General features: G+C 73.6%; 21 protein-coding genes and 3 pseudogenes. 14 read left to right on the top strand and 10 right to left on the bottom strand.

From position 1 onward, the window contains the following. Nucleotides 1–18: 18 nt before the first annotated feature. From JXZ78_RS01830 to JXZ78_RS01815, 4 genes are all read right to left on the bottom strand, one after another. On the bottom strand, nucleotides 19–732 hold the full coding sequence (locus tag JXZ78_RS01830) for a GAF and ANTAR domain-containing protein (protein ID WP_050502137.1): 714 nt from the start codon (nucleotides 730–732) through the stop codon (nucleotides 19–21). An 83-nt stretch (nucleotides 733–815) separates the two neighbouring features. After that, a complete protein-coding gene (locus JXZ78_RS01825; RefSeq protein WP_030018487.1) occupies nucleotides 816–1,547 on the bottom strand; it encodes an ANTAR domain-containing protein in 732 nt (243 codons plus the stop codon). Between the two features lie 346 nt (nucleotides 1,548–1,893). Beyond that, nucleotides 1,894–3,090 carry a FecCD family ABC transporter permease gene (locus tag JXZ78_RS01820; protein ID WP_078624019.1) on the bottom strand — a complete coding sequence of 399 codons (1,197 nt, stop codon included), beginning with the start codon at nucleotides 3,088–3,090 and terminating at the stop codon, nucleotides 1,894–1,896. Then, a complete protein-coding gene (locus tag JXZ78_RS01815; RefSeq protein WP_372498384.1) occupies nucleotides 3,087–4,175 on the bottom strand; it encodes a FecCD family ABC transporter permease in 1,089 nt (362 codons plus the stop codon). Before JXZ78_RS01815 ends, JXZ78_RS01820 begins: the two co-directional genes overlap by 4 nt. 142 nt (nucleotides 4,176–4,317) lie before the next feature. On the opposite strand from JXZ78_RS01815, the gene JXZ78_RS01810 reads away from it, so the two are divergent. The 4 genes from JXZ78_RS01810 to JXZ78_RS01795 all read left to right on the top strand — a co-directional run bounded on the left by JXZ78_RS01810 (nucleotide 4,318) and on the right by JXZ78_RS01795 (nucleotide 10,891). Then, entirely contained in the window at nucleotides 4,318–5,292 is a 975-nt protein-coding gene (locus JXZ78_RS01810; RefSeq protein ID WP_030018484.1) for an ABC transporter substrate-binding protein, read from the top strand. Nucleotides 5,293–5,449: 157 nt separating this feature from the next. Then, nucleotides 5,450–5,680, top strand: a complete 231-nt coding sequence (locus tag JXZ78_RS01805) for a phosphopantetheine-binding protein (protein ID WP_030018483.1) — start codon at nucleotides 5,450–5,452, stop codon at nucleotides 5,678–5,680. Further along, nucleotides 5,677–9,621, top strand: coding sequence for a non-ribosomal peptide synthetase (locus tag JXZ78_RS01800; protein WP_238782632.1), 3,945 nt, complete (start codon nucleotides 5,677–5,679; stop codon nucleotides 9,619–9,621). Before JXZ78_RS01805 ends, JXZ78_RS01800 begins: the two co-directional genes overlap by 4 nt. Before the next feature lie 181 nt (nucleotides 9,622–9,802). Next, entirely contained in the window at nucleotides 9,803–10,891 is a 1,089-nt protein-coding gene (locus tag JXZ78_RS01795; protein WP_030018480.1) for a YncE family protein, read from the top strand. Nucleotides 10,892–11,105: 214 nt separating this feature from the next. Here the strand turns inward: JXZ78_RS01795 and fes are convergent, their stop codons facing one another. The 3 genes from fes to JXZ78_RS01780 all read right to left on the bottom strand — a co-directional run bounded on the left by fes (nucleotide 11,106) and on the right by JXZ78_RS01780 (nucleotide 15,722). Then, nucleotides 11,106–12,389, bottom strand: coding sequence for an enterochelin esterase (gene fes, locus JXZ78_RS01790; protein WP_030018479.1), 1,284 nt, complete (start codon nucleotides 12,387–12,389; stop codon nucleotides 11,106–11,108). Nucleotides 12,390–13,072: 683 nt separating this feature from the next. Beyond that, nucleotides 13,073–14,194, bottom strand: coding sequence for an epoxide hydrolase family protein (locus JXZ78_RS01785; RefSeq protein ID WP_030018478.1), 1,122 nt, complete (start codon nucleotides 14,192–14,194; stop codon nucleotides 13,073–13,075). 52 nt (nucleotides 14,195–14,246) lie between these two features. Further along, on the bottom strand, nucleotides 14,247–15,722 hold the full coding sequence (locus tag JXZ78_RS01780) for an MFS transporter (protein ID WP_030018477.1): 1,476 nt from the start codon (nucleotides 15,720–15,722) through the stop codon (nucleotides 14,247–14,249). Nucleotides 15,723–15,773: 51 nt separating this feature from the next. Here JXZ78_RS01780 and JXZ78_RS01775 point away from each other — a divergent pair, with 51 nt between their 5' ends. From JXZ78_RS01775 to JXZ78_RS01770, 3 genes and pseudogenes are all read left to right on the top strand, one after another. After that, the gene (locus JXZ78_RS01775) at nucleotides 15,774–16,358 is read left to right on the top strand and encodes a CGNR zinc finger domain-containing protein (protein ID WP_030018476.1); all 585 of its coding nucleotides are present in this window, start codon (nucleotides 15,774–15,776) and stop codon (nucleotides 16,356–16,358) included. Then, nucleotides 16,355–16,829, top strand: a pseudogene (locus JXZ78_RS40625) (cation:proton antiporter regulatory subunit). Before JXZ78_RS01775 ends, JXZ78_RS40625 begins: the two are co-directional and overlap by 4 nt. Before the next feature lie 64 nt (nucleotides 16,830–16,893). Beyond that, nucleotides 16,894–17,343, top strand: a pseudogene (locus JXZ78_RS01770) (cation:proton antiporter domain-containing protein); the annotation flags it as partial. A gap of 207 nt (nucleotides 17,344–17,550) precedes the next feature. Here the strand turns inward: JXZ78_RS01770 and JXZ78_RS01765 are convergent. Then, on the bottom strand, nucleotides 17,551–17,916 hold the full coding sequence (locus JXZ78_RS01765; RefSeq protein WP_030018475.1) for a hypothetical protein: 366 nt from the start codon (nucleotides 17,914–17,916) through the stop codon (nucleotides 17,551–17,553). A 340-nt stretch (nucleotides 17,917–18,256) separates the two neighbouring features. Here JXZ78_RS01765 and JXZ78_RS01760 point away from each other — a divergent pair, with 340 nt between their 5' ends. From JXZ78_RS01760 to JXZ78_RS01745, 4 genes are all read left to right on the top strand, one after another. Next, complete coding sequence (locus tag JXZ78_RS01760) at nucleotides 18,257–18,823, top strand: DUF2690 domain-containing protein (protein WP_050502136.1); 567 nt, start codon at nucleotides 18,257–18,259, stop codon at nucleotides 18,821–18,823. A gap of 269 nt (nucleotides 18,824–19,092) precedes the next feature. After that, nucleotides 19,093–19,770 carry an ANTAR domain-containing protein gene (locus JXZ78_RS01755; RefSeq protein ID WP_157851483.1) on the top strand — a complete coding sequence of 226 codons (678 nt, stop codon included), beginning with the start codon at nucleotides 19,093–19,095 and terminating at the stop codon, nucleotides 19,768–19,770. A gap of 56 nt (nucleotides 19,771–19,826) precedes the next feature. Then, complete coding sequence (locus JXZ78_RS01750; RefSeq protein WP_050502134.1) at nucleotides 19,827–20,606, top strand: ANTAR domain-containing protein; 780 nt, start codon at nucleotides 19,827–19,829, stop codon at nucleotides 20,604–20,606. A gap of 45 nt (nucleotides 20,607–20,651) precedes the next feature. Continuing rightward, nucleotides 20,652–21,524, top strand: a complete 873-nt coding sequence (locus JXZ78_RS01745; RefSeq protein ID WP_030018471.1) for a DUF4190 domain-containing protein — start codon at nucleotides 20,652–20,654, stop codon at nucleotides 21,522–21,524. A 352-nt stretch (nucleotides 21,525–21,876) separates the two neighbouring features. On the opposite strand, the pseudogene JXZ78_RS01740 reads toward JXZ78_RS01745, so the two are convergent. Then, nucleotides 21,877–22,500 (bottom strand): annotated as a pseudogene (locus JXZ78_RS01740) (GPP34 family phosphoprotein). 413 nt (nucleotides 22,501–22,913) lie between these two features. Between JXZ78_RS01740 and JXZ78_RS01735 the strand changes: the two are divergent. Then, nucleotides 22,914–24,278 carry an MBL fold metallo-hydrolase gene (locus JXZ78_RS01735; RefSeq protein WP_030018470.1) on the top strand — a complete coding sequence of 455 codons (1,365 nt, stop codon included), beginning with the start codon at nucleotides 22,914–22,916 and terminating at the stop codon, nucleotides 24,276–24,278. Between the two features lie 70 nt (nucleotides 24,279–24,348). Continuing rightward, the gene (locus JXZ78_RS01730) at nucleotides 24,349–25,095 is read left to right on the top strand and encodes a sulfite exporter TauE/SafE family protein (RefSeq protein WP_030018469.1); all 747 of its coding nucleotides are present in this window, start codon (nucleotides 24,349–24,351) and stop codon (nucleotides 25,093–25,095) included. A 128-nt stretch (nucleotides 25,096–25,223) separates the two neighbouring features. Here JXZ78_RS01730 and JXZ78_RS01725 read toward each other — a convergent pair whose 3' ends face one another. Next, a complete protein-coding gene (locus tag JXZ78_RS01725) occupies nucleotides 25,224–25,502 on the bottom strand; it encodes a metal-sensitive transcriptional regulator (protein ID WP_030018468.1) in 279 nt (92 codons plus the stop codon). A gap of 152 nt (nucleotides 25,503–25,654) precedes the next feature. Here JXZ78_RS01725 and JXZ78_RS01720 point away from each other — a divergent pair, with 152 nt between their 5' ends. Continuing rightward, complete coding sequence (locus JXZ78_RS01720; RefSeq protein ID WP_030018467.1) at nucleotides 25,655–26,227, top strand: rhodanese-like domain-containing protein; 573 nt, start codon at nucleotides 25,655–25,657, stop codon at nucleotides 26,225–26,227. Nucleotides 26,228–26,612 lie beyond the last annotated feature (385 nt).

Genomic DNA, 26,612 nt, shown 5'->3' with positions numbered 1-26,612 from the left:
CCGGCCGTGCCCGGACCGTCACGACGAGCCGTTGTCGAGGCGCAGGCGGTGCGCGATGATGTCGCGGGCGACGTCGAGGAGGGCGCGGTCCTGGGAGTACGCGTGGGCACGCAGCCGCAGGAGGGCCTGGTCGAGGGCGACACGTAGCTGGACGGCGAGGACGCCGGTGGCCTGGTGGACCTCGGCGCGGTGCAAGGTCAGCCCGGCGCCGTGCTCACCGGTGAGCAGCCGGGCGGGGGAGGTGTACAGCAGCAGATTCAGCGCGGCCCGCGCGAAACGGTCGGTCGCCTCCACCTGCTGGGCGCTCGGGGCACCGGGCCGGGTGCGGTAAGCGGTCAGGACGCCGACGGGTACGAGGCCCAGGAGCAGCGGGACGGCCACCACCGTACGGACATCGCTACGGGCGGCGGCGGGCAGGAATTGCGGCCAGCGGCCGACGGGCGTGTTCCTCAGGTCGGGTTCGGTGACGGTACGGCCGGTGCGGAGCGCTTCCAGGGTGGGTCCTTCACCGAGGGTGTACTGCAGGTCGTCCAAGGCCGGGCCGAGCTGTTCGGCGGCGTCGTCGGACCACAGGAGCTCCAGGTGGCCGCGGGGAGTGGCCAGGCACAGGGTCAGGGCGTCGTGTCCGAGCAGTCGTGCGGCGGTCCCCGGGCTCACGCCGTTCAGGCCCTGACCGGAGCGCGCCGCTTGGCGCAACCGGTCGAAGAGCATCTCCAACTCGGCGCGTGGCATGATCTACCTCTCGTGGCGGGCGTGGCAGGTGCGCTCGGCGTCGCCGCTGCGCAGGGGGCACGGTCCGCCCGGCCGGCGTTTCATCACGGCTCGGACAGTTCGGAGGGCACCGAGCCCTGGGCGACGCTCGCCGCCAGGTCGGTGAGTTTGAGTTGCCGGGCTCGGGCGTGTGCGCGCAGCCGGGCGAAGGCGTCGTCCAGGCTCACCCGCAGCCGCTCGGACAACACCCCTTTGGCCTGCTCGATCACCAGGCGGCTGTCCAGCGCGGTGGACAGCTGCTGGATGAGGACGGCCTGGTCGTGCAGATCGTGCTGGTGGCCGAAGCAGGCGGCGGTGGCGTCGGCCAGTGCCTGGGCGACGCGCAGGTCGTTGGCGGTGGGTACCTCCGTCTCCCGGCCGCTCATCAGGTTGAGGGCGCCGGCGGTGAAGCCGGGGGTGCGCAGCGGGACCGCGGAGACCACGGTGACGCCGACGCGCCGGGCGCGGCGGGCGAAGCGGGGCCAGCGCATCGCCGCCGGGCCGGTCAGCGGGGCCGGAGCCAGGGCGGTGCCGCCGCGGGTGGCGTCGAGGCAGGGCCCCTCGTCCAGTTCGATCTGGACCTCTTCCAGGCGGCGGCAGCGTTCGTCGGAGGCGGTCGCGTACTCCACCCGCCCCAGGTCGTCGAGGACGGTGACACCGGCTCCGGCCACCGGAAGCAGGGCCGTCGCGTGTTCGGTCAGATCGTGCAGCAGTTCCAGCGGATCGAAATCCGCGCTGCGGTGTACCAGGTCGCGCACCGTTTCGGCGATGCGCGCCTCACGTTCGGTCGCGGGCATGAAGGGCCGCCGATCGGCAGGCTCCCGCCTCCACGACGTGGCTGCGGGGTCCGGGCGCGCTCCCGCGGCGGTGGGAGAAGGAAGTCCGGTCTCCGGGACCGCTGATGCCCGCTGACAGGAACCGCTGGCCGCCTCGCCTCTCACCTCGCCCGTCCGAAGCCGTCACGGCGGCCGGTTCCACCCGGCTCTGGACGGCCTCACGGTGCTCCCTTCACGGTAGCGCTCCGGCAAGGGCGCGGACAGGGAAAGGCGGTACTTCCGTGGTCCGTCGGTGACGCGGGACACCGGCCGCCGTACACCTGGCACCCGGGCGCAGTGGCCACCGCCACGCGCACGGCACCGGCTCCTACGGCCGGCTGGCGCCCCGGTCCGGGCGGAAGAGGACCCACAGCAGGAAGGGACCGCCGAGCACACTGGTGACCACGCCCACCGGAATCTCCACGGGGGCGATCACCCGGCCCAGCGCGTCGGCGCCGGCGATCAGCGCGCCGCCCACCAGGCCGGAGGCCAGTACCGGCACGCGTGCCCGGCCGCCGAGGCGGTCGGCCAGTACGGGAGCCGCGAGGGCGACGAAGGCGATGGGGCCGCCGATGCCCGCGGCGACGCCGGAGAGGACCACCGCGAGCGCCAGGGCGAGTGCGCGGATCCGCCGTACGGGTACACCGAGCCCGGCGGCGGTGTCGTCGTCGAAGCGCAGCAGCTGGAGCCGGTTCCCGGCGGCGAGGGCGAACGGGAGCAGCACGAGCAGGATCAGCAGCAGCGGCGTCCCCACCGACCAGTCGCGCCCGCTGAGGCTGCCGACCGTCCACAGGAAGACGCCACCGGCCGTGTTGTCGTTCTGGCGGGACATGACGAGGTCGGTGACGGCCCCGACGACGGTCGAGACGCCGATGCCGACGACGAGGACGCGGTGCCCCCGATGGCCCGCGCCGCCCGCGCACAGGACCACCAGCGCGGCGGCCAGCACCGCGCCGACCGGCCCGAGCCACCACTCGCCGATCATGCCGGTGGACGAGCCGACGACGGAGGCGACGACGGCCGCGGTGGCGCCCTCGTTCACACCGATGAGGTCGGGGGTGGCGAGCCGGTTGCCGGCGAGCGTCTGGGTGAGGCAGCCGGCGATGCCCAGTGCCGCGCCGACCAGGACGCCGACGGCGATCCGGGGCAGCCGGAAGTCCTGGACGAGCATCACCGTCGCGGGGTCGCCCGTGCCGGACAGGCCGGCGAGCGTCTCGGAAAGACTCATGCCGGTGGAGCTGGCGAACGTACCCAGCGCGACCAGGACCAGGATCAGCACGCCGAGCGCGACGGCGACCAGTGAGCCCCGGCGGGGGAAGAGCCAGGAGAAGGCGCCGGTCCGCAGGACGAGGCTGTCGGGCGGCGTGACGTCGGCGGCGGGGGCCGCGTCCGAAGTGACGGCCGTAGCGGGGGCTGTGGGAGCTGCGGGAGCTGTGCGGGTCGCGAGGTCCGCGGGGGAGGGGACAGCAGCCTTCCGGCCGTCCGTGGCCGGCTCCGACGACGCTCCGTGTGCCGGTTCCGTCATGCCGTGCCTCCTGCGGTGGACATCCGCCGGGAGCGGGCGATCCCTATCAGCAACGGCCCGCCGACGAAGGCGAGGAGCACGCTCACGGGGGTCTCCCAGGGACGGATGGCGACCCGGGCGAAGATGTCCGCCGCGATCATCACATCGGCGGCGATCAGCGCCGACAGGGCGAGCTGTGCGGCGATCCGGGGGCCGGTGACGGTGCGGGCGGCGTGCGGGGCCATCAGGCCGAGGAAGGCGATCGGGCCGGCGATCGCCACCGCCGACCCGGCCAGCAGGGTCACCGCCCCCGCGACGACCACGCGGACCAGCCCGGGGCGGTGTCCCAGGGACCGCGCGCTGTCGTCGCCGAGCGCGAGGGCGGCCAGCGGGCGGGCGGCGCCGAAGGCGATCAGCAGGCCGGCCGCGACAAGGGGGACCAGCGGGTAGGTGTCCGAGGTCTTGATGCCCGCCAGGGAGCCGATGGTCCAGTAGCGGAACGTGTCGAAGGTGGACTGGGTGCTGAGCAGCACGTAGGAGGTCATGCCGTGGAAGGTGGCGCCGAGCGCGGAGCCGGCGAGCACCAGCCGCAGCGGGGACGCCGCGGCCCGGCCCGAGGCGGCCAGCAGCAGGACCACCGCGCTGGCGGCCATGCCGCCGGCGAGCGCCCAGCCGAGCAGGGCGTAGGAGGAGTTCACCCCGAAGTAGGTGAGGCCGACGACGACGCCGAGCGCGGCGCCGGAATTCACGCCGAGCAGTCCGGTTTCGGCCAATGGGTTGCGGGTGACGGCCTGGAGGAGGCAGCCTGCGGCGCCGAGGGAGACACCGACGAGGACGGCGGCGAGGGTCCGCGGGAGCCGTACGTCGAGGACGGCGAGCCGGAGTTGGGCGTCGGCGCGGGCCGTCGGGTCGCCCATGAGGAAGTCCCACGCGCGCGCGAGGGGGCTCGATCCCGTGCCGATGAGCAGGGACAGCAGCATCAGGACGGCCAGCAGCACGGTCAGGGCGACCGCGGCGGTCAGGATGCGCCGGCGGTGACCGGACGCCCGTGACGGAGGGGGCTGGGTGTCGCCCACGGGGGGCCCGGCCTCTTGCGCAACCAACATAAGGTTAGCCTAACCTAAGGCCTGACCGGGGCTTCCGTCGCCCGACAGGCCCGGACGCCGGGGTCGTCCCGGCATGCCCGGCACTCGCTGTTCCGTCAAACGCCGTCCCGGCGCCGGACTTCACCACTCGGAGACCACAGACATGTCCACGCACACCCTGCCGCGCGTCCGCCGGACCGCGGCGGCCGCCGTCACCACCGCCCTGGCGCTGGCCCTCACCGCCTGCGGAGGAGACGAGTCCGGTTCCGGGCAGGCGAAGACCGGCGGCGCCGGCAAGGTCACCGTCACCGACGCCACCGGCACCGAGGTCGAGGTCCCCGCCAAGCCCGCCAAGGTGGTCGCGCTCAGCGAGATGGACCTCGACTCCGCGCTGGCCCTCGGGGTGAAGCCGATCGGTCTGACCGCCGGGCGCGGCCAGAAGGGCGCCCCCGAGTACCTCGCCGGCCGGGCCGGGGACATACCGGTCGTCGGTGCCGTCACCGGCCCGGACATCGAGAAGGTGCTGCGCGCCAAGCCCGACGTCATCCTCGCTGGGCAGCTCGCCGACCCGAAAGTGCTCCAGCAGCTGAAGGCCGTCGCGCCGACCGTCGTCACCATCGGCAAGGACAAGGACTGGAAGAAGGCGCTCGACCTCACCGGCCGGGTCCTCGGCAAGCAGAACGAGGCCAAGACCTTCCTCGCGGGTTACGAGAACAAGGCCGCGGCCCTGAAGAAGAAGCTCGGCCCGCGCGCCGGCGCCACCGTCTCCGTGGCCCGCTACTCCGCCAAGGGCACCGCCGTGATGCAGCAGGGCGTGTTCATCAGCGACGTCCTGAAGAACCTCGGCTTCAAGCGTCCCGGCATCCAGAACGAGCGCGGCCAGGGCCACTCCACCCCCATCAGCGACGAGGACATCCAGCAGATCGACGGCGACCGGCTGTTCATCGGGACCCTCGCCGCCAAGGGCAAGGACGCCGACCTGTTCGCCGAGCTGAAGACCAAGCCCGCCTACCGTCAGCTCCGCGCGGTCCGCGAGGGCCACGCCACCGAGGTCGACGGCTCCAAGTGGACCAGCCTCGGCGGCGGCCTCGCGGCCCTGTCCGTCCTGGACGACATCGAGAAGGCCATGGCCAAGTGACGCATGGCGCCCGGCCGGACGGGCACGGTCCGCCCGGCCCGGCGCCCACCCGTGGCCGCGGCTCCCGGCCGTCCGTCCGTACCGGCGAGCCCCGGCCGCCCGCCGGCCCCCCGCACCCGGTTACCACCGGCCCACCCCTCAAGGAGAACCACCTGTCATGGCTCTGACCATCGACCACCTGCGCGCGGACGTCGCCGACGTGCTGGGCGAGGACCCGGCCGACATCCCCGTCGACGAGAACCTCGTCGACTACGGCATGGACTCGGTCCGCATCATGGCGCTCCTGGAACGGTGGCGGCGCGATCACGGCACCCGGGCCGGTTTCGTGGACCTCGCCGAGCAGCCCGCCATCGAGGCGTGGGCCCGCATCCTGGGCGCGGACTCGTGACGGCGCTGCTGGACGCCACCGCGGACGGCCGGCACATCGCCGCCGAGGGGCTGCCGCTGACGGCCGCCCAGACCGGCCTGTGGTACGCCCAGGCCCTGGATCCGGCGAGCCCCGCGCAGAACACCGCCGAGTACCTGGAGATCCACGGCCCGGTGGACCCGGCGCTGTTCTCCGACGCGCTGCACCAGGTGGTCGCCGAGGCCGACGCGCTGCGCGTCCGTATCGTCGAGACGCCCGAGGGCCCCCGTCAGCTCCCGCTGACCACCGGCCCGGCGCCGCTGCCTCTCCATCTGGCGGACCTGCGCGCGGAGGCCGACCCGGACGGCGCGGCGCGCGCCTGGATGCACGCCGACCTGGCCGAACCGTTCGACCTGGCCGCCGGGCCGCTGTTCGCGCACGCGCTGTTCCGGGTCGGCGACACCCGCTGGCTGTGGTACCAGCGCGTCCACCACGTCGTCATGGACGGCTTCGGCTACTCTCTGCTGGCCCGCCGCACCGCCGAGGTCTACACGGCGCTCGCGTCCGGCGAACCCGTGGGCCCCGACCCCTTCGGGCGCCTCACCGACCTGGTCGCCGACGACGCCGCGTACCGCGCCTCGGACACGTACGAGGCCGACCGGCAGCACTGGAACGAGGCGTTCGCGGACCGGCCCGAGGCCGTCAACCTGGCCGGGCGCACCGCCCTGCCCTCCCGTACGCATCTGCGCCGCACCGCGTACCTGGGGCCCGAGGTCACCGAGCGGCTCAAGGAACTGGCCTCCTCGGTCCGCGCCACCTGGCCCGACGTGCTGATCGCCGCCCAGGCGCTGTACCTGTCCCGGGCCACCGGCGCCGAAGAGGTCGTCCTCGGGCTGCCGATGATGGGCCGCATGGGCTCGGTGGCGCTGCGCGTCCCCGGCATGGTCATGAACGTGCTGCCGCTGCGGCTGACCGCCGGCCCGCGCGCCACCTTCGCCGAACTGACCCGCCAGGTCGTCCTCGGCATCCGCGCGGCCCGCCGCCACCAGCGCTACCGCTACGAGGACATCCGCCGTGACCTGGGCCTGCTCGGCGCCGACCGGGCGCTGGTCGGGCCGCTGGTCAACGTCATGCCCTTCGACTACGGCCTGGACTTCGCGGGCGTCCCGGCCACCGCGCACAACCTGTCCACCGGCCCGGTCGACGAGCTGACCGTCAACGTCTACGACCGCGCCGACGGCCGCGGTCTCCGCCTCGACTACGACGCCAACCCCGCGCTGTACGAGGAGACGGACCTCGGGCACCACCAGGAACGGTTCCTGGACCTGCTGTCCCGCCTCGCGCACGCCGACCCGCACGTCCCCCAGGGTGAGCACGGCATCGCCACCGCGGCCGAACGGTCCCTGGTGCTGGAGCAGTTCAACGCCACGGCCCGCGCCCTGCCGCCCACCACGCTCGTCGGGCCCATCGAGGCACAGGCCGCCCGCACCCCCGACGCCACCGCGCTGGTCTTCAGGGACACCACCTGGACGTACGCCGAACTCGACGCCCGCGCCAACCGGCTGGCCCGGCACCTGGCGTCCCTGGGCGTACGGCCCGGCACCCTGGCCGCCGTCGCCGTACCGCGCTCCGCCGACCTCGTCCTCACCCTGCTGGCCGTGCTCAAGGCAGGCGGCGCCTACCTGCCGCTGGACCCCGACTACCCCGCCGACCGGCTCGCGTACATGCTCGACGACGCGCGGCCCGTGTGCGTGGTCACCGACCGGGACGACCGCGTGCCCGGCGACGGGCAGCTGCCCGTGGTCGTCCTGGAAGGGCTCGACCTGGACCCGTACCCCGGAACCGTCCCGCCCCGCCCGCTCACCCCGGACCACCCCGCGTACGTCATCTACACCTCCGGCTCCACCGGCCGCCCCAAGGGCGTCGTGGTCAGCCACCGGGCCATCGACAACCGGCTGCGCTGGATGCAGGGGGAGTACGGTCTGGATCCGGGCGACCGGGTGCTCCAGAAGACGCCCTCCGGCTTCGACGTGTCCGTGTGGGAGTTCTTCTGGCCGCTGCGCCAGGGCGCCACGCTGGTGGTGGCCGAGGCCGGCGGTCACCGGGACCCCGCGTACCTGGCCCGCGTCATCCGCGAACAGGCCATCACCACCTGCCACTTCGTGCCCTCCATGCTCCAGATGTTCCTGGCCGAGCCGGACACGGTGAACTGCACCGGACTGCGCCGGGTGTTCTGCAGCGGCGAGGCGCTGCCGCGCGAGACGGCGCGGGAGTTCGCGCGGGCCCTGCCGGACGTGGAACTGCACAACCTGTACGGCCCCACCGAGGCGGCCGTCGACGTCACGTACCACGCGTGCGCACCCGACGGCGAGGGTCCGGTGCCCATCGGGGCGCCCGTCTGGAACACCCGCCTGTACGTCCTGGATGCGGCCTTGCAACCCTGCCCGCCTGGCGTCCCCGGCGAGCTGTACCTCGCGGGTACCCAGCTCGCCGACGGGTACCTGGGACGGCCCGGCCTGACGGCGACCCGCTTCGTCGACGATCCCTACGGGCCCGACGGCGACCGGATGTACCGCACCGGCGACCTCGCCCGCTGGACCGACCGCGGCGAACTGCTCTACCTCGGCCGCACCGACCACCAGGTCAAACTGCGCGGCCAGCGCGTCGAACTCGGCGAGATCGAGGAGGCCCTGGCCGCCCTGCCCGCCGTCGCCGCCGCCTGCGCCGTGGTACGCGAGGACCGCCCCGGCGACCAGCGGCTGACCGGTTACGTCACGTACGAGCACCGCGACGGCGACACCCCGCCCGACCCGGAGGAGCTGCGCGCCGCGCTCGCCCGCACCCTGCCGGAGCACATGGTGCCCACCAGTGTCGTCGCCCTGGACGCGTTCCCGCTCAGCCCCAACGGCAAGCTGGACCGCAAACAGCTCCCGGCCCCCTCCTTCGAGACCGGACCCGGCCGCGCCCCGCGCACCCACCGGGAGGAGACCCTCACCCGGCTGTTCGCCGAAGTGCTGGGCCTGCCCCGGGTCGGCGTGGACGACGCGTTCTTCGACCTGGGCGGCACGTCCCTGCTGGCCGCCCGCCTGATGGCACGGCTACGGGACACGCTCGGCACCAGCCTGGCCATCGGCGCCCTCTTCCAGGACCGTACCCCGGCCGCGCTCGCCGCCCGCCTGGACGGCGACGGGGCGGGCGGTGACGCCCTGGGTGTCCTGCTGCCGCTACGCCCGGCGGGCGACCGGGTACCGCTGTTCGTCCTGCACCCGGCGGGCGGCATCAGCTGGTGCTACTCGGGCCTGCTCTCGCGGCTCGATGCCGCGCAACCGGTGTACGGCCTCCAGGCGCGCGGCCTGGCCCGGGACGAGCCGCTTCCGGCGACGATGGAGGAGATGGCTGCCGATTACGTACGGCAGTTGCGTACCGTCCGGCCGCACGGCCCGTACCGGCTGCTCGGCTGGTCCGTGGGCGGCGTCCTCGCCCACACCGTGGCCGTGCGGCTCCAGGAGGCGGGGGAGCGCGTCGACTTCCTCGCCCTGCTGGACGCCTACCCCTCCGACCAGTGGCGCGACCAGGCCGTCCCCAAGGAGACCGACGCGCTCACCGCCCTGCTGCGGATGGCGGGGTTCGAGCGGACGGACGAGCTGACCCGCGAGGACGTGCTGGAGACGCTGCGCCGCGAGGGCAGCGCGCTGGCCGGGCTGTCCGACCGCACGCTGTCCGCCGTCGTCGACATCGTCGTCAACAACGCCCGTCTCATGCGGGAACACCAGCACCGCGTGTTCACCGGCGACGCGCTGTTCTTCACCGCCGCCGCCCCGCGCGCCGAGGACTGGCTGACGCGGGACGCCTGGACGCCGTACATCCAGGGCGGACTGGCCAACCACGACGTGGACTGTCTGCACCCGCAGATGACGCAGCCGCGCTGGATGGACGGGATCGCGGCGGTGGTCGCGGCACGTCTGGCCGCGCTGGACGCCTGAACGGGCCGCCCGGCCGGGCGGGTCGGGCACGCCGTTCCGGTGTGCCCGGCTCGCCCCCTGCGTCTCGCGGGTACCGCCGATGGAGCGCAACTTAGGTAAGGCTAAGCTAACCTTTGACCGGGTCGGGCGGATCTCCCCCGACCTCCCTGCCTCGCCCGCCTCTTCAGGAGGAGTCCAGACCATGAGCGCCCCCAAGACGCCGCAGCCCCGCACCGCCTCCCGCCGCCTCGCCCGCACCGCCACGGCCCTCGCCGTCGCCGCCGGCAGCGCCCTGGCGGTGAGCGGCACCGCCGTCGCGCACGACCGGCCCGCGCACCAGGCGTCGTACCGGGTGGACACCGCACAACTGGCCACCGGGCTCTACCAGTCCGCCTACTCCGAGCGCCACCACGTCCTGTGGACCACGACGGCCGTCGGCCGGCCGCCGGTCACCCAGTCCAGACTGCTGAAGGTCGACCCGAAGACGCTCAAGACCAAGGCCGCGTACACCCCGCCGGTCACCGACCAGGCGACCGGCGCGGTCGAGGCGGTCTACGGCGTCGCCGTGGACGACGAGCACGACACCGTGTGGACCACCAACACCCGTAACAACTCGGTCGCCGTCTACAACCAGCGCACCGGCAAGCACCTCGCCACCCTGCCGAACGTCGCCCACGCCCGCGAGATCGTCGTCGACAAGCGCCACGACCTCGCCTGGGCCAGCGGCTTCGGCGACGGCTCGGTCGTCGCGTTCGACACCCGCACCTTCAAGGAGAAGAAGCGGGTCAAGGTCGAGGGCGCGGGCACCGCCGGACTCGCCGTGGACACCCGTACCGGCACCGCTTACGCCACCGACCTGACCAACGACCGGATCATCGTGGTCAGCCCGTACAAGGCCGAGCCGCGCTTCATCCCCACCGGCGACGCCCCCATCGGCATCGAGCTGTCCGCCGACGGCCGTACCGCCTACACGGCCAACCAGGCCGCGGGCACGCTCTCGGTCGTCGACCTGCGCAAGGGCACCGTCACCCGGACCGTCCCCACCGGCGCCGGCGCGATCTCCGTCGCCGCCGACCACCGCTCCGGCCGGGTCTTCGTCGCCAACCGCGGCAGCGGCACCACCACGGTCGTGGACCCGAAGAAGGGCACCGTCCTGGCCGACCTGGCCACCGGCCCCAACCCGAACCACGTCACGGTCCGCCGCGGCACGGCCTACGTCGTGGACAAGTCCGCCGCCGGCGCCGACCGGATCGACTCGGTGCACCGGATCAGCCTGACGCGTTCCCACTGAGGCTGCATCGGCCTCACGCGTTTCCGTTGAGGCTGCATCGGCTTCACGCGCTCGCACCGAGACCGCATCAGCTTCACGCGTTCCCACTGAGACCGCATCAGCTTCACGCGTTCCCACTGGGACCGGCTCCGCCGTGCACACTCCCGGTGCGGCGGAGCCGTCCCTGGGGACGCCCTCGGGCCCGGCCGCACCCCAGCGGCCGGGCCCGAGGGCGTCAGCCGGCCGAGGGCCCGGCCGTCCCCGGACCGAGCAGGTCGCACAGCCCGTCCACCAGCTCCGAACGCCAGCACAGGTAGTCGTGGCCGCCGTTGAACTCGCGGTAGACCACGTCGGTGTACCCCTTCGCCGCCAGGGTGTCGCGCAGCCGGCGGTTCGCGGGCAGCGCGACCCACTCCTGCTCGCCCGCCGACAGCCGGAACCGCACCGGCAGCCGCGGGGACTCCGCGATCCGTCCGGTCAGCCACTGCGCGCCCGGACCGTTCGGCCACCAGAAGGAACCGGACTGCGCCAGGACACAGCCGAACCGGCCGGGCGCGGACACCGCGGCGTACGCGGCGGTGAGGCCGCCGAGGCTCTGGCCCGCCACGACGGTACGGGCCGGGTCGGCGGTCAGCGGCAGCTCCGCGCCCGCCCAGGGCAGCAGCTCGTCCGTGAGGAAGCCGGTGAACCGCGGGTCGCACGTCATCTCGGCCCAGCGGGTGTCCGCGCCCAGCGATTCCGGAAGCAGCGCGACCAGCGGCGGGATCCGCCCGTCCGCGACGAGGTTGTCCAGCGCGGTGGCGACGTCCAGGCCCGGCTGCCACATCTCCCCGTCCAGGAGGACGAGGACGGGCAGCTCCGCGCCCGCTGCCGCACCGCCCGCGGCCACGTACCGCCACACCCGGCGCTCGTTGCCGACCAGCGCGCTGCGGACGGTGTGGACGGACACGGTGCCACGGGGCACGCCGGGCCGCTCCCGCCACTCCGTGCTGTCCGGCGCGCCGGACAGCACGACGCAGGAGGCCGGAGCCCCGCCCCAACGGCTCGCGAGCGAGTGCGGGTTGAACGGATCGACACGCTGTTGTGTGCGCAGCCACGGCCAGTACGCGGCGGCGTCGTCGGCCGGGCCGTCGCCCTCGTCCACACACAGCGTGTACGTGGCGTGCCAGTCCTGGCGCATCCGCACCGACCAGTGCCACACGTCCGTACCGGGGACGCGCTCCATGAGGTTGCCGGCCGGGTCGCGCGGATCGGCGAGCTTGTTGGGCGACACCAGGACCGCACGGGTGGCGGGGGAGCCGCGCCACAGGAACGTGACCAGCGCGTGGTCCGCCGCACCGTACGGGTCCGGGCCGGTCAGCGGCGTGCCCTCGCGCTCCACCGCTTGCCAGAACTCCGCCCCGGACAACTCGGCCGCCCGGCGGACGACACGCTCGTCGGTGACGCGCGGCACGGGGGAGGGCCGTGGTACCCGGGGCGGGTGCCGGGGGGTGTCGGAGGGCGGGGCGGTGACGGTCATCGAGGCGGTCTCCGTGTCGGTGGCGCGGGGAGCGAAGCACCGGAGCTGGCCGGTGGTGGGTAAGGTCACCCTTACCTTACGTCCCGTGCGGCTCGCCGTCCCGGCCGCGGGGCGGGCCTGACCGGCGCCGACGACGGCCAGGGGCGTGGCGGGTCGCGTTGCAGGACAAGCGGGCCGAGGCGGAGCTGGAGAGCATCCGCGAGCGGCAGCAGGCCATCGTTGAGGCGTTGAGCGGGAACTACCGCACGGTGCTCCAGCACATCGACGCCGACGACCCCGTCCAGGCCGCGCGGGAGAAGACGGCCGCGTTGGCGGCGGGAATCCTGTGGGTGGCCACCCAGCTCGACCAGGACGGGGAGGCCTGCGCTGTGGCCACGCGGCTCGGCGACCAGCTCGCGCCCGCCCGCCGCCACAAAGACCCCTACCTCGACAACCTGCTCTCCGAGACGTCGGCTGGGAGATTGACCCGAGGACCTTGCCCCGATCTCGTCGTACCTGACCGACCGAGCACATCCGCTGCTTCGGCGAATGCTCCACCCACGAACTCGGCACCCAGCCGGAGGCGTACGACCCGCACCTGGACGTCGACTTCAGCCCGCTGCGCGGCCGTCGTTTTGCCGGTACCCCAGGGGGCGGACAGGACCATCCCCGGGCGCGGGCTTCCCAGGGGATTGCACGGACAGTCAGCGGAACAGGCGGAAGAATCCGCGTACCTGCTCGACCAGCGACTCCGGCTGTTCCAGCGCGGCGAAGTGGCCGCCATGCGGCAGCTCCTCGAACCAGCGCAGGTCGGTGAACCGCAGCTCGGCCTCCCGCCTGGACGGGCGGGTGATGTCGCGCGGATAGACCGACAGCCCGGACGGCGCGGTCACCTTGTCCCGGAAGTTGGCGAAGCTCTCCCAGTACAGGCGCGCCGACGACGTGGCCGACGCGGTGAACCAGTAGACCGAGATCTCGTCGAGGATCGTCTGCCGCGACAACGCGTCCTCGGGACGGCCGTCGTTGTCCGTCCACGCCCAGAACTTCTCGGCGATCCAGGCGGCCTGCCCCGCCGGGGAGTCGGTGAGGCCGTAGCCGAGCGTCTGCGGCCGGGTCGCCTGGATCGCCGAGTACCCCCGCCCGGTGCGCCGCATCTCCTTCGCGGCCTGGAGATTCGCCAGCTCCGCGGGCGTCGGGTCGTCGAACGTGCCCGCCGCCACGGATCCCAGGTTCAGGTGCACGCCGGCGACCCGCTCGGGCGCCACCTCGCCCAGCGCGCCGGACACAGCCGAACCCCAGTCACCGCCCTGCGCGCCGTACCGTTCGTAACCCAGCGAGACCATCAACGAGTCCCAGGCGCGCGCGGTGCGCCTGATGCCCCACCCGGTCGTCGACGGCTTGTCACTCCAGCCGTACCCGGGCAACGACGGCGCGACCACGTGGAACGCGTCCGCCGGGTCAGCGCCGTGCGCGCGCGGGTCGGTCAGCGGGCCGAGGACCTTCAGGAATTCGAGCACCGAACCCGGCCACCCGTGCGTGAGCACGAGCGGGAACGCGTCCGGCTCCGGCGAGCGGACGTGCAGGAAGTGGATGCCCAGCCCGTCGATCGTGTCGCGGTACTGCGGGAAGACGTTCAGCCGCTCGGCGAACCCGAAGTCGTAGTCCTCGGCCCAGCTGCGGCACAGCTCCTGCGCATACGCCAGCGGCAAACCCTGTGACCAGTCGTCCACCGGTTCGCGCTCGGGCCACCGTGTCCGTCGCAAGCGTTCACGCAGGTCCGCGATCTCGGCTTCGGTGATGCTGATCTCGAATGGCTCGGCGGTCATGGCAAGGCTCCTTACTGGGCGAGGCGTTCTCGGATCAGATGCAGGCAGACCGTCATCGCGGGCTCCCGCGCGTGGCGTCGGGTGCGGGGCGGCGGCCGGCGGCAGGGCGCCGGGTCAGGCTGAGGACGAGTCCGGCCAGGGGGAGTGCCGCGAGCACGGCGAGAGCCACCGGCGCCGGCACGATGCCGGACAGACCCGCGACAGCGGCCGGACCGATCCCGCCACCCAGGGCGTTCATGAAGTTGAGCAGGCCCTGTGCGGTGTCGCGGTCGTCCGCGGCGACCAGGTCCGGCGCGAGGCTCACCAGTACGGCTTGGGCGCCGGCGAACCCGCACACGGTCAACGCCGTGCCGACGACGATGGGGATCGGCCCGGTGAAGACCGCGACCACGAGCACGCCGACGACGGTGAGTGCCGCAAGCCCGGCCGACACCTGCCAGCCGGTGAACCGGTCGGTCAAGGTGCCGACCAGCCGCCCGGCCGGCACCGAGCAGGCGGCGGCAGGGACCAAGAGCACGCCGGCTTCCAGGGGGCCACCGCCCGTGGCCTGCTCGATCAGGGACGGGGCGCGGAACAGCACCCCGTAGTAGCCGGCGAAGACGGTCCCGCCGATGAGCCCGGCCGCCAGGAAGCCGCGGGATGCGATCACCCGCCGAGGTACGAACCCGTCGGGTGTGCTGCGCACGCGCCACCACAGTCCCACGGCGGCGAGTGCCCCGGCGGCAGCCACGACGAGCGTGACCGGAGCGGGCAGGCCGACCGAGTGTGCCTGCAGCAACGTGATCAAGGAGCCGGCGAGTACCGACAGCACGGCCGCGCCGACGATGTCGAGTCGCCCGGCCGAGCCGTTTCGCTCGCCCCTACCCCTACCCCTACCGCTACCGCTACCGCTACCGCTCCGCGTCAGCGCGCGCCTGCTCGGCAATGCGGCCAGCAGGAGGGGCAGCGCGAGGGCCGGGATCGCGAGCACGGCACGCCACCCGAGCCATGCGGTCACCGCCCCGCCCAACAGCGTCCCGCACCCCGACGCCGTCGCGCCGGCGGCCGCGATGATTCCCAGGGCGCGGATCCGTTGCCGCCGGGGAAGGGCGGTGGCCGCGGCGAAGACGGCGATCACGGTCGCGCCCGCCCCGGCGCCGCCGATCAGCCGGCCGACGATCACGACGGACAGGGCCGGCCCGGCCCCGGCGAGCGCGGAGCCCGCGGCGAGCGTCACGACCCCGGCGACGAGGATCTGGAAGGGGCTCCAGCGGACCAGCAGCCGACCCGCGACCGGCATCGCGAGCGCGGAGGTCAGCGACCACGCGGCGAGAATCCACGCGGTGGCCCCGAACGGCACCGCGAGTGCGCGGCCGATGGCCGGCAGGGCCACCGACGGCGCTCCCAGTGCCACGTACATCGGCAGCACCAGCATCCCCAAAGTCAGCCCCAGCCGACGCCCGTCCGGGGCGTCGGTTCGCTCGGGTGTGGGGGCCTCTTCAGACGGGATCTCCTGTGGCGTCGTCCCCTGCCGGGTATGTTGTGACATGCTAAAGCTCCTTTGCGTGTAACGCTACGGAGCAGTGAGGAGACACGTCAAATGCGGGATGCGTATTACAGCCCCTTGGTGGTCCAGACGGCCGTCGACCTGGCCAACACCTTGAGGCCGATCAAGGGAGAGGACGCGCTCGAAACCGTGGAGCAGCTCCGGGACTTCCTCGACGGCCATCCCGCGGCTGAGCCTCCGAGTGCGGCCGCGAACCAAGGGACCGGTCCGCGGCGTCTCACCCGCGCCGACCTGGCGGAAGTCCGCGCGTTGCGCGAGACGGTGCGTGCGGTGCTCGAACGGGCGAACACGGACGCGGGCGAAGCCGCGGCTCTGATCAACGACGGTCTGCGTCGCAGCCGCGCCACCCCGGTACTGCGCCACGAGGGCGACCGCTGGTGGACCGAGGTCACCTCCGACGCCGACCGCTGCTCGGCGCACCTTGCCGCGACCACGCTCAGCGCACTGGCCTCCGTGATCGCCACGCTCGGTCCCGCTCGTCTCGGCGTATGTGCCGGGCAGGCCTGCCGGGCCACTTTCGTGGACCTCTCGCGCAACGGCTCGAAGCAGTACTGCACCCGAACCTGCTCACACCGGGCCAGCGTCGCGGCCTACCGGAGCCGGCGCAGCCCGCGTTGAGCGCCGGCACCCCGTACGACTTCGCCACGCGTGGCGGGCGGCAGCTGGCCGTCGTCGTCCACCAGGACGGGTGCCACTTCCTGGGGTTCTACTCGGCGGACGTCTCGGACGCCTGCCAGGAATCCGTCCCGCTCGAACCGGACGAAGCCACCGAACGGGCCCGCCTCGTCACCCCCCGCTGGACGCGGTGCCCACCGACGGACTCGACCTGGTCACCGGGCACGTCCCGCTCGACGCCCGTTCGCCGTACGGCGGGCGCCCCCTGGGGGCCATTGGGGCCCGTGCCCGCACCGGCGCCTCGACCGTCGCCGTCCTGCGCCGCACCAGCGCCCGCCCCACCCCGCCCCCGGCCCCGACTTCCGGCTCGCCATCGGCGACACCCTCATCGCAGTCGGCGCCCGCGGGGGAGTCGACACCCTGGCCGCGATCATCGCCGGAGGCCGGCCGTGCACGACACCAGCGCGCTGCTGATCGAACTGGGCGCCCTCATCCTCGCCCTCGGCCTCATCGGACGCTTCGCGGCCCGTACCGGACTGTCGCCAAGGTCCTCACCGGCCTCGGCCGCCTCGGCGACCGCGCAACCCCGGTCGCCCTCGGCCTGCTGGTCCTCGAAGCCCTCCCCATGGCCGTCTGTCTGCGGCCGTCTGCCCGCCGCTGCTCACCCTCCTGCTGGCCGGGCGTCGTTCGCCGGCGGCAGTATCACCCTGCTTATCGCCCTCGCCCTCGCCCTCGTCCTCGCCGCCACCGTCTTCCACCTCGCCCTGCACCACGGCCGGCTGTTCATCCGCGCGGTCTCCTCCCGCGACCCCGAGATGCTCCTGCTGGTAGTCCTGGGTCTGACCGTGCTCGTCGCCGGAGCCGCCCAGCGGCACAGGCCTCCGTCGCCGTCGGCGCGTTCCTCGTCGGCATCACCCTGTCCGGCGAGGTCGCCGAAGGCGCCCGTACCCTCTTCACCCCGCTGCGTGACCTGTTCGCCACGGCCTACGTACCGATCACGGTCGTCCTCGGCACACTCACCGCCCGCCGGGCCGGCCCCGCCATCCATCGCCTGCGAGTCGCGCTGCGCCGCCGCCCGTACCGGACAGCGACCGATCCGCCGGCCACGGCGCCACCGGAGGGCGAACGGGTCACCAACCGCCTCCCGTCCGACGACCCACGGCCGACTCGGGGCGCCACCTGACCGTGCGGCCACTCACGAACCGGCGGGAAGGGGCCCGCTCGCGCCCGCCGCGTCCGATGCCTCCTCATGGCCCGGTGCTTTCGCGACGTCCGGTGGATCCAACGCGTCCGGGGCCTTCGCCGCGCCCGGCGCTTTCATCACACCCGGCACCTCCGCGGCATCCGGCACCTCCACGGCCGTCGGCACCTCCGCGGCCATCGGTATCTCCGCGGCGGACGGCGCGTCCGCCGTGTCCGGGGGCTTCCGCCCGTCCGTTGGGGAGCCCGTCGCGGCGCGGTCGCCCGCGCTCTCCTGCGCGCCGGGACGCTTCCCGGCGAGCTCCCTGGCCAGCTTCTCCGAGAAGAGGCGCATTTCCGCCTCGGCCTTGAGGTCGAACACGATTCCTCCCCCTCACCTCTGTTTCCCGGCTTACCGGTCGGCGCCACCGACACCCCTGGTGTGACGTCCGGCAAGCCCTGCCCCACCTGCCGCTATACCTGTTCTTTACCTTCCGGCCGCGAGCGGCAAACGACGCGCGTACGACCTGACATCGCCACTTGGCGCACACCGGAAGCAAAGCGCCCCCAGCGCGCGCCGCAGGCATCACACCCCGGTGCCGCACCGGCGATGTTCATGTGCCGGACTGCGAAAGGGACTTCGCACGGGGCGTGAATCTTTCTTACGGCGCACCAGGGAGCCGCCGATGCTGGTGGGGCAGCGGAGGGCTCCGGGAGGCAGGGTGAGTGATTCCGAGGTCGAGGCCGAGGGCGACGGCGCGCCGGACCGGTCGCCGCGGCGCCGGGTGTGGAGCTGGCTGCGTGCGCACAGTACGCACGCCCTCCTGGTGGCGGTCGCGGCGGCCGTGGTGGGCGGTGTGGTACCGGTCCTGCTGACCGGGGTGTTGCAGGACTGGCTCTCCCCGCCCCCGCCGGCACCGGCCACCTGCCCGGGAGCCGGATGCGACGGGAAGGACCCGCAGAAGGAGGGATGTTCCGCCGATGCTCTCACCTGGCTCCCGCCGAAGGACAACCCGGTCTCGCTGCACGTGCGGCGCAGCAAGCGCTGCGGGGTCGTGTGGGGGCGGATCACCAGCGCGGAAGTGGGGGACGTGGTGACCGTCCGGGTGGAAGGCGGCTCGGCCCGCAGCGCCGTCGTGGAGTTCGGCAAGGACCAGTACACGCCGATGGTGTCGGTGGGCAAAACGTTTCGGGCCACGGCCTGCGCGGAGCCGACCGTCTCCGCCTCACGCACCGGAAAGTGGAGCAAGTACTGCATCGTGGTGACGGACGGCACGGCCTGGAAGTAGGCCTGTCGGCCACCGGAGGCAACGGCTGTCCGTTCTGGTTCCTCCCCTCGTTCGCCCCCTTGTCCTACCGCTCGCCGGTGTCCGCCGCACACCCGGCCGCATGCCGCGGCCGAACGGAAGCGCTGCCGAATCGTGTCCCGTCGGGAGCGATCGCTGTTCCAGGAACGGCTCCCGCGAGAGCGGTGAAGAGTAACCTTCAGACACGGAACGTGGCCGTCTTCGGTGCAGGTCCGCCCTTCGGCGCGGAAGGCTCAACGATGGAGCACCGGGTGTCTGTACAAGAATTGCTCGTCGGTCTGGAGCGAGCCGTCGACTCGGGAGAACACCGGGTGTGGGCCGTGCGGTGCGCGCACGCGCTGGGCCTGGAGGGCATCGCGGTCTCGCTGCGGTGGGGTGCGGAACTGGTGTGGTTCAGCGACGACATCAGTGCGCGGCTGGAGGACGCGCAGTTCACCTTGGGGCAAGGGCCCGGGATGACGACGGACTTCAGTGAGGTGCCCTATCAGGTGGCGGATCTGGGCGCGGGCGCGGGCGAACGGTGGCCGCACTTCGTCGTCGAGGCCCGGTCGCTGGGCGTACGGGCGGTGTTCGTGTGGCCGGTACGGACCGGAGGCGCACGGTTCGGCGCGCTGACCGGGTACCGCAGGTCGCCGGGGCCGCTGTCCGCACGGCAGGCGGCGGACGGGCTGCGGGTGGCCGACGCGCTGGCCGGCCGGCTGCTGACCTGGCGGCCGGACACCGGTGAGTCCGCACCGCACGACGGGCCGGGCGCCGCGGGCGCGGTCGACCTGCACTGGGTCGAGGTGCACCAGGCCACCGGCGTGCTCAGCTGCCGGCTCGGCGTGCCCTTGGAAGAGGCGCTGATCCGGCTGCGGGCCCGGGCGTTCGCGTCCGGCCGGCCCCTCACCGAGACCGCCCGCGACGTCCTTCAGGATCTGCCGCCGTGACCGCCGACCGGCACGGACCTGCCGTGGCCCGCGCCCGCACACCGAGGAGCAGGGACATGAGCAGGGAAGACAAGATCGCCCAGACCTTCGTCGAACTCGCCGACACCCTTGTCGCGGACTTCGACGTCATCGACTTCTTGCAGCAGCTGACCGTCCGCTGCCGTGACATCTTCGCCGTCACCGACGCCGCGGTCGTACTGGCCTACCCGGGACCGCAGATGTACAGTGCCGCGCCCTGCGACCCCAGCCCGGCCCTGTCCAAGGTGGTGGACCTGGCGCTGCACGAAGGGCCTGCCCTGGACGCCTACCGCACCGCCGAGCCCGTCGCCCCCGGCGACCTCGCCCGAGCCCCCGCCGCCTGGGGCGACTTCACCAAGCAGGCCCGGGACGCCGGATACACCTACGCCTGCGCCGTCCCCCTGCGGCTCCGCCGGGACACCCTCGGCAGTCTGCTGCTCCTGCGGGCCACCGACAGTCCGGTCCCGCTGGACGACCTCGCCATGGCCCAGGCCTTCGCCGACGCGGCCACCATCGGCCTGATCCACGCCCGTACCCTCCGGCACACCGACACCGGCACCATCAACGAACAACTGCACGGCGCCCTGCACGGCCGCATCCTCATCGAACAGGCCAAGGGCTACCTCGCCGCGCACCGGGACGTCTCCCTCGGAGACGCCTTCGACCTCATGCGCGACCACGCCCGCCGGAACGGCCTGATGCTGTCCACCGTCGCGCAGAACGCCATCGACGCCGGAGATCTGCCCAGGCCGCCGGCCCCGCCCCGGCCTCCCGAGAGCAGGACCAGAGAGCGGCCGAACCGCCGGCTGCCTGACTGATATGGTCAACGGCTTGTCCGTTTCGACCCCTTACGAGGACTGTACGTGACCGTATCCACCCCGCCCGACGGTGCCCAGCCCGTCGCCCCCGCACCGGACGACCGCGACCCGTGGCGCCCGCCGCCCCCCGGGCAGGCCCCCGCCCACTGGGGCCCGCCCGCGACGGCCCTGCCGTTCGCGCCGCGGCCCGGCAACGGCTTGGCCGTCGCGGCCCTGGTCCTCGGCGTCCTCGGCGTCGTCCTCGCCCTGCCCCTCGTCCTGTTCTGGGTCTCCTGGCTGCCGGCGCTGCTGGCCTTGGTCTTCGGCTCCGTCGGGATCGGCATGGCACGCAAGGGCCGGGCGCGGGGCAAGGGCATGGCGCTGGCCGGTGCCCTCCTGGGCGGGGTCGGACTGCTGGCCGCGATCGCCGGCGGGTTCTTCGTCGTCACCTTGGTGCAGAAGGCGGACGACGAGGCGCGTGCCCGGACCGAGAAGGCGAAGTCCTCCGCCGAGGCCGAGAGGAAGGCGCGGCACCCGTCGTTCGGCGGCTCCTACACCTTCGGCAACGGTCTGAAGGTGACGGTCGCCCAGCCGCGGCCGTTCGTCCCGGACGCCTACGTACTGGGACACGCGAAGGGCAACAAGGCCGTCCAGGTGACGGTCAAGGTGGTCAACACCGGGACCGAGCGGGTCGAGATCGAGACGGGACTGCCCTCGGTCAACGACGCGGACGGCGCCTCGACGGAGCTGGTGATCGACGGCAGCGGGCGGCAGAAGGTCCTCAAGGGGTACGTCCTGCCGGGCCGGGAGGCCGTGGGCAGGTACGCGTTCTCGCTGCCGCCGGACGCCGCCGACCGCATGGAGGTCGAGTTCACTCCCGACGCGAAGCGGTGGAAGCGGGCCTACTGGAGCGGCCCCACCGGACTGACGGGGAAGTGACCCGGGCGGCGTTCCTTCCCCTCCGCGAGTTGTCGCGGGCCCGTCCGTGCGCTGTCACAGGCCTTCGGTCGGCCGTCTCCTGTGTCGCCTTCACCTCGCTGCGCGCCGACCTCGTAACGGGCTCGTAACGGGCGACACCAGCGCCGCGATGGACATCCGCGTACGGCGCTTGCGCTGACGCAGGCGGCAGCGCGAGGGGATCACGCGGGCGGTGTACGGGGTCCTCCGCCGCGCGATGCCCGCACCGCTCGACGCCTTCCGCCGGGCGATGCCCGCGCCGCCCGTCGTCTTCCGCCGCCGCCCGACGGGCTCACGCGGCCCGGCCCTTTCCGTCGCGCGCCTCGCCTCCCCGTCACAGGCCTCGCCAGATGTTGTCGAAGGCCGCCTGCTCGACGGAGCGTCGCTGCCGTACGCCCTCCAGCTCCACCACCGCCTCGTTGACGGCGGCGAGTACGGTCACGACCGCTTCGTCGGTCCCGCTCAGGGAATCGCCGGCCGGCGCCCCGCGCATTCCGGCGGCTGCGGCGAGGGCGGCGAGGACGGGTTCGCCCGATGCCCAGCGGCCGGCCGCGTGGGCGCGGGCGGACGAGGCGGGCACCGCCGTCCGGCCGGTGCGGAACAGCAGCCGGCGGCGCTTGCGGGTGAGGAGTCCCTCTTCCGTCAGGGCGGCCCGGTAGGCCGCGGACAGGCCGCGGCCCCGGCGTCACAGCCAGTCCTCGACCGACTCGTGGGGCGCCCGCCGGACGAGCGCCGACGCGGCCGCCTCCAGCAGGCGGTCGGCCGGTGCCCGCCGGTCGCGGTCGTCGGGCACGATGCGGTCGCCGTCCACGGCGAGGACCCCGGCGCGCAGGAGGTCGATCAGCTCGGCTCCCGCCAGGGCGAGGGAGAGGTCGCCCGGGTCCACCGGGCGCGGCGGGTCCGTGTCCATGGTGAGGACCAGGGCGACGATCTGGAGGTCCCGCGGTGTGGTGGTCATGGCGAAGGCTCCGTGTCAGAGGTACCCGCGGCGGTACGGCGGCGAGCGGCCGGCTGCCGGGTGCGGGGAGGAGGCCGGGGCAGGGCAGAGGCCGGGCGGCCGGCCGGAGGCGGGGGCGAACCACGGACAACGGGCGGTGGCCCGTGCGGAGTTGACTGTATCCCGGTCCGCGCTCCCGCGGCGGCGCCGCGCGCCGCCGACGACACGGGCCCGGAGCGGATTCCCTGATACCCCACCGGGTACCCGTCGCAGTGGGGCGCTGTCGGACGCGGGCGTTCCGATCCCCCGGAGTCGCCCGGGTGCCCGGGCGTACCATCACTCCGGAATACCCCCCTGGGTATCGCTGTTATGGTGGGTGACAGATACCCCCGGGGGTACACCCGTCACGTCCGTTCCATGGAGGAGGCACCACTGTGTTCTTCGTCGACACCTTGACGTTCGAGGGCCTGGGCAACCGCAGCTACCTGGCCGGTGGCGACGGGGCCGCGGTCGTGATCGACCCGCCGCGCGACATCGACCAGGTGATCGCCGCCGCGGCGCGGCGCGGGGTGCGGATCGCGTATGTCGCGGAGACCCACATACACAACGACTACGTCACCGGCGGTCTGGAGCTGGCCCGCGTCACCGGCGCCGCCTACCTGGTCCCGGCCGCGGCGAGCGTGTCGTTCGCCCGCACTCCCGTCACCGACGGCGACACGGTCGCGGTGGACGAGGGCCTGGTGCTGCGCGCGATCGCCACCCCCGGCCACACGCCGCACCACACCTCGTACGCGCTGGAGGACGACGGCCGGGCGGTGGCGGCCTTCACCGGCGGGTCGCTGCTGATCGGTACGGTCGGCCGCCCGGACCTGGTCGAGCCGCGACTGACCGAAGGGCTGGCCCGCGCCCAGCACGCCTCCGCCCACCGCCTTGCCGACGAGCTCGACGACGAGGTCCCGGTGCTGCCCACGCACGGATTCGGCAGCTTCTGCTCCTCCTCCCAGGCCGCGGGCGACACCACCACGATCGGCAAGGAACGCACGGTCAACGACGCGCTCACCCTCGACGTGGACACCTTCGTCGCCCGTACCCTCGCCGGCCTGGAGGACGTACCGGCCTACTACGCCCACATGGGCCCCGCCAACGCCGCGGGCCCCGCCCCCGTCGACCTGACCCCGCCCGAGCCCGCCGACGCGCGGCGGATCGCCGAGCGGCTGGCCGCGGGGGAGTGGGTGGTGGACCTGCGCAGCCGCGTCGCCTTCGCCGCCGGACACGTGGCCGGATCGTTCAACTTCGAAGGGGACGGCAAGCTCGCGACCTACCTGGCCTGGCTGATCCCGTGGGGCAAGCCGGTCACCCTGCTCGGCACGACACCGGAGCAGATCGCCGCCGCCCAGCGGGAGCTGGCCCGGGTCGGCATCGACCGCCCGGCCGCTGCCGCCACCGGCGACCCGGCCGGCTGGATCCGCGACGGCGAGGAACTCGCCTCGTTCCCGCGCGCCGCCTTCGCCGACCTCGCCACTGCCCGTGCGCGGGGCGCGCAGGTCGTCGTGCTCGACGTGCGCCGCGCCTCGGAGCGCGCCGACGGGCACGTCGAAGGCTCGGTGCACATCCCCGTCCACGAGCTGCACGGCCGGGCCGACGAGATCCCGCCGGGCGTCGTGTGGGTGCACTGCGCCGGAGGAATGCGCGCGGCGATCGCCGCTTCCCTCCTGGACGCGGTGGGACGGCAGGTCGTCGCCGTCGACGACGGTTTCGAAGCCGCGGTCGACGCCGGCCTGACCGTGGCCGGCTCCTGATGCCCGTCCCCGATCCCGGCGCTTGTGCCCCACCGGTCACCGGCGTGCGCGGGCCGGGCGGGCCGGCATCATGAGCGCACTGATCCTGGCCCTGGTCGCGGGCGGTGTGGTCGGACTGGCGCTCGGCGCGCTCGGCGGCGGTGGCAGCGTCCTGGCCGTACCGGCGCTGATCTACCTCCTCGGCTTCACTCCTGCCGAGGCCACCACCGCGAGCCTGCTCATCGTCACCGCCACCTCTCTGGCCGCGCTGTACGCACACGCGCGGGCCGGACGCGTGCGGTGGAAGGCGGGGGCGGCGTTCGCCGCCGCCGGAGTCCTGCCGGCGGCCCTCGCCGGAGCCGCCGCCGCCCGCCTTCCGCAGGCCGCCCTCACCCTCGCCTTCGCGGGCGTCGCCGCCCTCGCCGCGGTCATGATGCTGCGCCCCGCCGCGGCGGCGGACGGGAACCGCGAGGTACGGAAGGGGCGGGCCGCGGGGGCCGGCGCGGGGCTCGGCGCCCTGACCGGGCTGCTCGGCGTGGGAGGCGGCTTCCTCGCCGTACCGGCCCTGGTGACGGTGCTGGCCTTCGAGATGCGGGCGGCCGTCGGCACCAGTCTGCTGGTGATCACCGTCAACTCCCTGTCCTCGCTGGCCACCCGTTTCGGGGCGGCCGGCTCCCTGGACTGGGCGGTCGTCGGCCCGTTCACCGCGGCCGCCGTCCTCGGGGCCTGGGACGGCAAACGCCTCGCCGGGAAGGTCTCCGGTCCACGCCTGCAGCGCCTGTTCGCGTTCGCCCTGCTGGCGGTGGCGGCCTTCATGCTCGTCGAGGCGGTGACATGACGTGCCCGGCGGGGCGGCGGACGGACGTCTCGGGCCGGCGAGCGGCGGGACGCCTCGGAACGGCGAGCACACACAGGCTTATCAGGTCGGCGAGCGGACAGACGTCTCAGGCCGAGCGGGCGGACGTCTCAGGCCAGCGAAAGGAACAGCTTCTCCAGCCTCGCCCGCATCTGCTCCCGGTCACCGCCGGTCTGCTCCCCGTCGGCCATGCAGTGCTGCAGTCCCGTCGCGATGATCGCGAACCCGGCCCGGTCCAGCGCGCGGGAGACCGCGGCGAGCTGCGTGATGACATCCTCGCAGTCGCGGCCGTCCTCGATCATCCGGATGATTCCGGCGATCTGTCCCTGTGCCCGTCGCAGCCGGTTGAGCACGCTCTTCAGCTCGTCGGCCGCCATCTCCAGCTCCACATTTCCTCCTCCGCGGCAGACCCGCGTCCGGGGACACCCGGGGCGTCCCGGGTGTGGCTCCGGGCGCTCCGGATACCCCCGCGGGTATTCTAGTCCGTCGGGGCCCGCTTCCCCGGGGCCCGGGGGACGCAACGAAAAGGAACCCCATGCACATGATCACCCAGGCCGCCGTCCTCCCCGAACAGGCGGCGGGCCGGCTGAGCGCCTACACCGTCGTCGACGTCCGCACCCCCGGCGAGTACGCCGCGGGCCATCTGCCCGGCGCCCACAACATCCCCCTCGGCCACCTCGCGAGCGCCCTGCCCGCCATCGAGGCGGCAGCCGCCCGCGGTGAACTGCTCATGGTCTGCGCTTCCGGCAACCGCTCCGCCACCGCCTGCGAACAGCTCGCCGCCGCGGGCATCCCCGCCGCCACCCTCACCGGCGGCACCGCCGCCTGGGCCGCCCAGGGCCACCCCGTCGAGCGCGAAGACGGCACCGGCACCAAGGCCGCCTGGCCCATGGAACGCCAGGTCCGCCTCGCCGCCGGCTCCCTCGTGGTGGCCGGCCTCGCCCTCGGCGCCCGCTACCGGCGTGCCCGCTGGCTGTCCGCGGCGATCGGCTGCGGCCTGGTCTTCTCCGCCGCGACCGACACCTGCGGCATGGCGGCCCTGCTGGCCAGGCTTCCGCACAACCAGCCCCGCGCCGCCGACCTCGAAGTCACGCTCGCAGCTCTCGCGAGGTGACCGGACGACGCCGCCTGCCTGCCGTCTCCCCGTACGGGCCCGGGTGCCGCCCGCGCGTCGCCCGGCCGCCCGGGAAGTGGCGCCGGGTGTCGTGACACTTTGCTGCGGAACAGCCTCCGCAGTGACGGCAGCACTTTCCATGTGCTCTGGCGGCGCGGGCGCGCGGTGTCTATTCCTGGAGCCGCATTCGCTTTCCGCGCGTGCCGCTGGGCGGGGTTGCCGCTGCCCCCTCCGCTGCACCATCGTCGGCAGTATGCTCGGCGGTTTCGGTGCGTACCGGGACGGCGTGGAAGCCCTTCAGGCCGCGCTCGCAGAGGAAAAACCTCTTCGTGGACGGAGGCGCCGGCCACTGCGACCAGTACCCCCGTATCGGGGCGTTGTCCGG

This window comes from Streptomyces monomycini, assembly GCF_022271435.1.
Classification (GTDB): Bacteria; Actinomycetota; Actinomycetes; order Streptomycetales; family Streptomycetaceae; genus Streptomyces; species Streptomyces monomycini.
This window is presented reverse-complemented; position numbering and strand designations above follow the sequence as displayed.